Below are 6,300 nucleotides of genomic sequence, written 5' to 3'. Positions count from 1 at the left end.
TCTGGAATACTGGATCGCCCGCCTTCGCGGGCGATGACAGAGAGAGGGGAGGCTTTACCCCTCCACGAACTCGTCCCGCCGATACCCCTGCGCATACAGCAGCGCGGTGAGATCGCCGTGATCGATCCGCGCGGCCGCGGCGGCAGCCACCGCCGGCTTGGCGTGATAGGCCACGCCCAGACCTGCGGCCTGGATCATCGCGAGATCGTTGGCGCCGTCGCCGACCACGACCGAGTCGATGTCGTCGAGATCGAACGATTCCATCAGGTCCACCAAGGTCGCGAGCTTCGCCGCGCGGCCCAGGATCGGCTCCTTCACTTCCCCGGTGAACTTGCCGTCGCGCACGACGAGCTCGTTGGCGCGGTTCTCCTGGAAACCTATCTTGGCGGCGACCGCGCTCGTGAATAGCGTAAAGCCGCCAGAGACGAGGCAGGTATAGGCGCCGTTCGCGCGCATGGTGGCGACCAGCTCGCGGCCGCCCGGCGTCAGCGTGATGCGCTTGGCCAGGACTTCGTCGACCGCGCTGGCGGGCAGGTCCTTGAGCAGCGCGACGCGCTCGCGCAGCGCCGGCTCGAACTCGATCTCGCCGCGCATCGCACGCTCGGTGATGGCAGCGACATGCGCCTTGACCCCGACGAAATCGGCGAGCTCGTCGATGCATTCCTGGCCGATCATGGTGGAATCCATGTCGGCGAGAAAAAGCTTCTTGCGCCGGAAGCCGACAGGCTGCACGACGATGTCGATGGGCAAATCGCCGCGGAGCTCGCGGAGCCGCTGCTCGATGGCGTTGCGGTCGCCTTCGAGGTTACTGTCCGCGCCGAAGGGGATGTCGACCGCAACCCCGTCGAACAGCCAGTGCGCGGGCGCCGCCTGCGGCAGCACGGCGCGGGTGCCATCGACGATGGTCGAGTCGAGCGCGGGATTGTCAGGGTTGCAGATCAGCGTGGCGACGAGGGACATTTGAGGTTTTCGTGAGCGAGGGGTATTCCAGCAAGGCCGTGCTTATCGCAGGCCCGACCGCCAGCGGCAAGTCGGCGCTGGCGCTGGAGCTTGCGCGTGCCGCCGGCGGCGTCGTCATCAATGCCGATTCCATGCAGGTCTATCGTGACCTCCGCATCATCACGGCGCGGCCGACCGCAGCGGACGAGGCGCTCGTGCCGCATCGGCTCTATGGCCACGTCGATGCCGCCGTGAATTTCTCGGCCGGTGCCTGGGTAAGCGATGCGGCGAAGGCGCTCGACGAGGCGAGGGCTCAGCGACGGCTGCCGATCTTCATCGGCGGCACCGGGCTCTATTTCAAGGCGCTGACCACAGGTCTCTCCGTGGTGCCGCCGATCCCTGCCGAGCTGCGCGAGGATGTGCGCGCGCGGCTGGAACGGAACGGCGTCGAAGCGCTGCACGCGGAACTCGCAGGCCGCGATCCGCGCGCGGCCGAGCGATTGAACCTGCGCGACCGCACCCGCATCGCGCGCGCGCTCGAGGTGATCGAGGCAACCGGCCGTTCGCTGCTCGATTGGCAGCGGGAGGGACAGCCACCGCTGCTGCCCAAGGACAGATTTCGCGCGGTCTTCCTCGCGCCCGAACGTGACGAGCTCTATGCCCGCATCGATGCCCGTTTCGATGCCATGCTGGGCGCCGGCGCGCTCGAGGAGGTCGAGCGGCTGGCCGCCAGGCATCTCGATCCGCTGCTGCCGGCCATGAAGGCTCATGGCGTGCCATCCTTGATCCGGCACCTGCGCGGCGAGCTCAGCCTGGAGGAGGCCGCCAGCATTGGCCGCGCCGATACGCGCCATTACGCCAAGCGGCAATTCACCTGGTTCCGGCACCAGCTGCCGGACTTCGAATGGGTGAGGCCGGAGCAAGCGAGCGGATGGCTCGCCGCGGCCGTGCCGGCGGAACGGCGCCCCGACTGACGCGCTTTTGTGCCGGGTTCCCGAATTTACCTCTCGCCGAACCCGGGGAACACCGCTACACTGCCGAAATCGCGCGGGAACGGCCGCATTGCCTTGACATCCAAGGTTTGGCCGCTATGTTTCGCGCAACCTTTGGGAAGCCGAGCGCCGCCATGCGTAACATTATTACCAAACTCCTTATCGCCGTCGTACCCAGGCACACCGCCGGGGGTGGCTAGCTGCCATCCACATGACAGGCGGTGTGCATGGGCCCTCTTCGGGGCCCTTTTTATTTCCCGAACCCGACACGAATGAAGCCGCTGACAACAGCGCATCCGGAGCAAGCCAATGAGCGACAAGAGCCACGATCCGAACCAGATGACCGGCGCCGCGATGATCGTCCGCGCACTCATCGATCACGGCGTGACCGACATTTTCGGCTATCCCGGCGGCGCGGTGCTTCCGATCTATGACGAGATCTTCCAGCAGAGCGAGGTCCAGCACATCCTGGTCCGCCACGAACAGGGCGCGGGCCATGCCGCCGAGGGCTATGCGCGTTCCACCGGCAAGCCGGGCGTTGCGCTCGTGACCTCCGGCCCCGGCGCCACCAACATGGTGACGCCGCTGACGGATGCGCTGATGGACTCCATTCCGCTGGTCTGTATCTCCGGCCAGGTGCCGACGCATCTGATCGGCAACGACGCGTTCCAGGAATGCGACACCGTCGGCATCACGCGTCCCTGCACCAAGCACAATTGGCTGGTGCGCGACGTCAACGATCTCGCCAAGGTGCTGCATGAGGCCTTCTACGTCGCCACCTCGGGCCGTCCGGGCCCGGTGCTGGTCGACGTTCCCAAGGACGTGCAGTTCGCCACCGGCACTTACCATCCCCCGCGCAAGTCCGACGTGCACCGCTCCTACGCGCCGCGCGTGAAGGGCGATGCGACGCAGATCCGCAAGGCGGTCTCGCTGCTCGCGAACGCCAAGCGTCCCGTGATCTACAGCGGCGGCGGCGTCATCAATTCCGGCCGCGAGGCGACCCAGCTGTTGCGCGAGCTGGTTGAGGTCACCGGCTTCCCGATCACCTCGACGCTGATGGGTCTCGGCGCCTATCCGGCGTCGGGCAAGAACTGGCTCGGCATGCTCGGCATGCACGGCACCTATGAGGCCAACATGACCATGCATGATTGCGACGTCATGCTGTGCGTCGGCGCGCGCTTCGACGACCGCATCACCGGCCGCGTCGATGCGTTTTCGCCCGGCTCGAAGAAGATCCACATCGACATCGATCCGTCCTCGATCAACAAGAACATCCGCGTCGACGTGCCGATCATCGGCGATTGCGGCAACGTCCTCGGCGACATCCTCCAGGTGTTCAAGGCGGAGGCGAAGAAGCCTGACATCAAGTCGTGGTGGCAGCAGATTGCGCAATGGCGCGCCCGCAACTCGCTCTATTACAAGAAGAGCAACGACGTCATCCTGCCGCAGCACGCGATCCAGGCCTTGTTCGAGCAGACGCGCGGCAAGGATACCTACATCACGACCGAGGTCGGCCAGCATCAGATGTGGGCGGCGCAGTTCTACGGCTTCGAGGAGCCGCATCGCTGGATGACCTCCGGCGGTCTCGGCACCATGGGCTACGGCCTGCCGGCCGCGGTCGGCGTTCAGGTGGCCCATCCCGACAGCCTCGTCATCGACATTGCGGGCGATGCCTCGGTGCAGATGACGATGCAGGAAATGTCGACGGCGGTTCAGTACGAGCTGCCGATCAAGATCTTCATCCTGAACAACCAATACATGGGCATGGTGCGCCAGTGGCAGCAGCTGTTGCACGGCAACCGGTTGTCGCATTCCTATTCCGAAGCGCTGCCGGATTTCGTCAAGCTCGCGGAGGCCTACGGCGCCGTCGGGCTTCAGGTGCACAAGCCGGCCGATCTCGATGGCGCCATCAAGGAGATGATCTCGGTCAAGCGCCCGGTGCTGTTCGACTGCCGCGTCGCGGCGCTCGAAAACTGCTTCCCGATGATCCCCTCCGGCAAGGCGCACAACGAGATGCTGCTGCCGGAGCAGGCCAACGACGAAGCGACCGCGAAGGCATTCGCCGGCGGCAAGGCGCTGGTGTGAGGCCATGTTCGACCTGAACGAACTCGAGCGCGCACATGCGATCGTGGGGCAGGCGGTGCCGGCAACGCCGGCGCATGCCTGGCCGTTGCTCAGCCGCCGGCTCGGCACCGCGGTCGTGGTCAAGCACGAGAACCACACGCCGACTGGCGCCTTCAAGGTGCGTGGCGGCCTGGTCTATCTCGATCGGCTGAAGCGAGAGCGGCCGAACGTGCCGGGCATCATCTCGGCCACCCGCGGCAATCATGGCCAGAGTCTTGCTTTCGCGGCGCGGCGTCACGGCGTGCCCGCCGTGATCTATGTGCCAAAAGGCAATTCGGTTGAGAAGAACCATGCCATGCGCGCGTTCGGCGCCGATCTGGTCGAGCACGGCGACGATTTCCAGCTGGCGCGCGAAGAAGCCGGGCGCCGCGCGCAGTTCGAAGGCCTGCACATGGTGCCGTCGTTCCACCCTGACCTCGTGCTGGGGGTGGCGACCTACGCACTGGAACTGTTCCGCGCGGTGCCCGATCTCGACGTGCTCTACGTTCCGATCGGGCAGGGCTCCGGTATCAGCGCCTGCATCCTGGTGCGCGACTTGCTGGGCCTGAAGACGGAGATCGTCGGTGTGCAATCGACCGAGGCGCCGTCATATGCGCTTTCGTTCGCGGCCGGCAAGGTCGTAACGACCGAGACCAGTGATACGCTGGCCGATGGCGTGGCGACACGCTTTCCGGACGCGGAAGCTGTTGCGCTTGTTTGCAAGGGCGCCTCGCGCATCGTCCAGGTTACGGACGATGAGATCGCGCTCGCGATCCGCGCCTATTGGACCGACACGCACAATCTCGCCGAAGGCGCCGGCGCCGCCGCGCTGGCGGCGGCGCTGCAGGAAAAGAGCAAGCTGAAGGGCAAGCGCGTCGGTCTCGTGCTGTCCGGCGGCAATATCGATTTCGATCTGTTCCGCCGTTGGGTCGGGACGGACGCGCCGGCGACGGCGTGACGGAGAGACAAGAGGGGACGACAATGAACCAGCCCGCATCCGCCTATTTCATCGAGGACCGTCACGATCCCAACGAGACGCATACGCTTGCGGTGCTCGTGCAGAACGAGCCGGGCGTGCTCGCGCGCGTCATCGGCCTGTTCTCGGGGCGCGGCTACAACATCGAGAGCCTCACGGTCTCGGAGACCGAGGCCCAGAAGCATCTGTCGCGGATCACCATCGTCACCACGGGCACGCCGATGGTGATCGCGCAGATCAAGAACCAGCTCGACCGCATGATCCCGGTGTACCAGGTCGTCGACATGACCCAGACCAAGCGCTCGATCGAGCGCGAGTTGGCGATGGTCAAGGTGCGCGGGCAGGGCGAGCATCGGGTCGAGGCGCTCAGGCTGGCGGATGCGTTCCGCGCCCGTGTGATCGACGCCACCACCGAGAGCTTTGTGTTCGAGATCACAGGCAATACGGACAAGATCAATCAATATATCGATCTGATGCGCCCGCTCGGCCTCGTCGAGGTGTCGCGCACGGGTGTTGCCGCGATAGGTCGCGGGCCTGAAGGGATGTGAGCCATGTTGGCGCGCGACTGGTACTACAACGAGCGGAACCGGATGGGGATCGAGCCCGCTGTGGCCTCGATCTACGACAACCATGACGATGCCGATCTGCGCGCGCGCGCCGCGCTGAAGATGCTCGGGGTCCAGCGCGGCTGGCGCATCGCCGATATCGGCTGCGGCAACGGCGTGCTCGCCACCGAAGCGGCGTTGATGGGGGCCGACGTCGACGCCATCGACATTTCGCCGGCCATGCTGGCGCTCGCCGAGATCTACGCCCGCGACCGCAAGGCGCCCGTGCGCACCCAATCCGCCGGCCTGCTCAGCTTCGCCTACCGGCCGGAATCCTACGATCTCATCGTCAGCGAGTTCACGCTGCACCACCTGCCGGATTTCTGGAAGGCGGTGGCGATGTCGCGGATTTTTCGCGCCCTCAAGCCCGGGGCGACATTTTATCTCCGCGACATCGTTTACTCATCGATGCCCGACGCGATCGAGCGTGACGTCGAGCAATGGGCCGACTTCCAGATCAAGAACCACGATTTCTCCCGCGAGGGCGTGGTGACTCACATGCGCGATGAATATTCCACCTTCGGCTGGGTGATGGAGCGGATGCTGACCGACGTCGGCTTCACCCTGGTCGCGGCCGACTACCACGCGCCGATGCACGGCACGTATCTGCTGCGGAAACCGAAAGCCGGCGAGCAAGGCTAGACCAGAACAACAAACAGGGCTGCGAGACAAAGCAGAACCGGAA

6 protein-coding genes are annotated in these 6,300 nt (G+C 65.5%); 5 read left to right on the top strand and 1 reads right to left on the bottom strand.

Annotation, left to right across the window (positions count from 1 at the left end; genetic code table 11):
* Nucleotides 1-54: 54 nt before the first annotated feature.
* Nucleotides 55-960, bottom strand: coding sequence for a phosphoserine phosphatase SerB (gene serB / locus XF30_RS32255; protein WP_109144929.1), 906 nt, complete (start codon nucleotides 958-960; stop codon nucleotides 55-57).
* Nucleotides 961-971: 11 nt separating this feature from the next.
* Between serB and miaA the strand changes: the two genes are divergently transcribed.
* From miaA to XF30_RS32230, 5 genes are all read left to right on the top strand, one after another.
* Nucleotides 972-1,913 carry a tRNA (adenosine(37)-N6)-dimethylallyltransferase MiaA gene (gene miaA, locus XF30_RS32250; RefSeq protein WP_109144928.1) on the top strand — a complete coding sequence of 314 codons (942 nt, stop codon included), beginning with the start codon at nucleotides 972-974 and terminating at the stop codon, nucleotides 1,911-1,913.
* 327 nt (nucleotides 1,914-2,240) lie between these two features.
* A complete protein-coding gene (locus tag XF30_RS32245; RefSeq protein WP_109144927.1) occupies nucleotides 2,241-4,016 on the top strand; it encodes an acetolactate synthase 3 large subunit in 1,776 nt (591 codons plus the stop codon).
* A 4-nt stretch (nucleotides 4,017-4,020) separates the two neighbouring features.
* On the top strand, nucleotides 4,021-4,992 hold the full coding sequence (locus XF30_RS32240; protein ID WP_109144926.1) for a threonine dehydratase: 972 nt from the start codon (nucleotides 4,021-4,023) through the stop codon (nucleotides 4,990-4,992).
* 23 nt (nucleotides 4,993-5,015) lie between these two features.
* Nucleotides 5,016-5,558 (top strand): acetolactate synthase small subunit, encoded by a 543-nt coding sequence (gene ilvN / locus XF30_RS32235; RefSeq protein ID WP_018640841.1) that lies wholly within the window; start codon nucleotides 5,016-5,018, stop codon nucleotides 5,556-5,558.
* Nucleotides 5,559-5,561: 3 nt separating this feature from the next.
* Nucleotides 5,562-6,257, top strand: coding sequence for a class I SAM-dependent methyltransferase (locus XF30_RS32230; protein WP_036006616.1), 696 nt, complete (start codon nucleotides 5,562-5,564; stop codon nucleotides 6,255-6,257).
* The last annotated feature ends 43 nt before the right edge of the window (nucleotides 6,258-6,300 follow it).

This window comes from Bradyrhizobium sp. SUTN9-2, from assembly GCF_003122645.1.
GTDB lineage: Bacteria > Pseudomonadota > Alphaproteobacteria > Rhizobiales > Xanthobacteraceae > Bradyrhizobium > Bradyrhizobium yuanmingense.
This window is presented reverse-complemented; position numbering and strand designations above follow the sequence as displayed.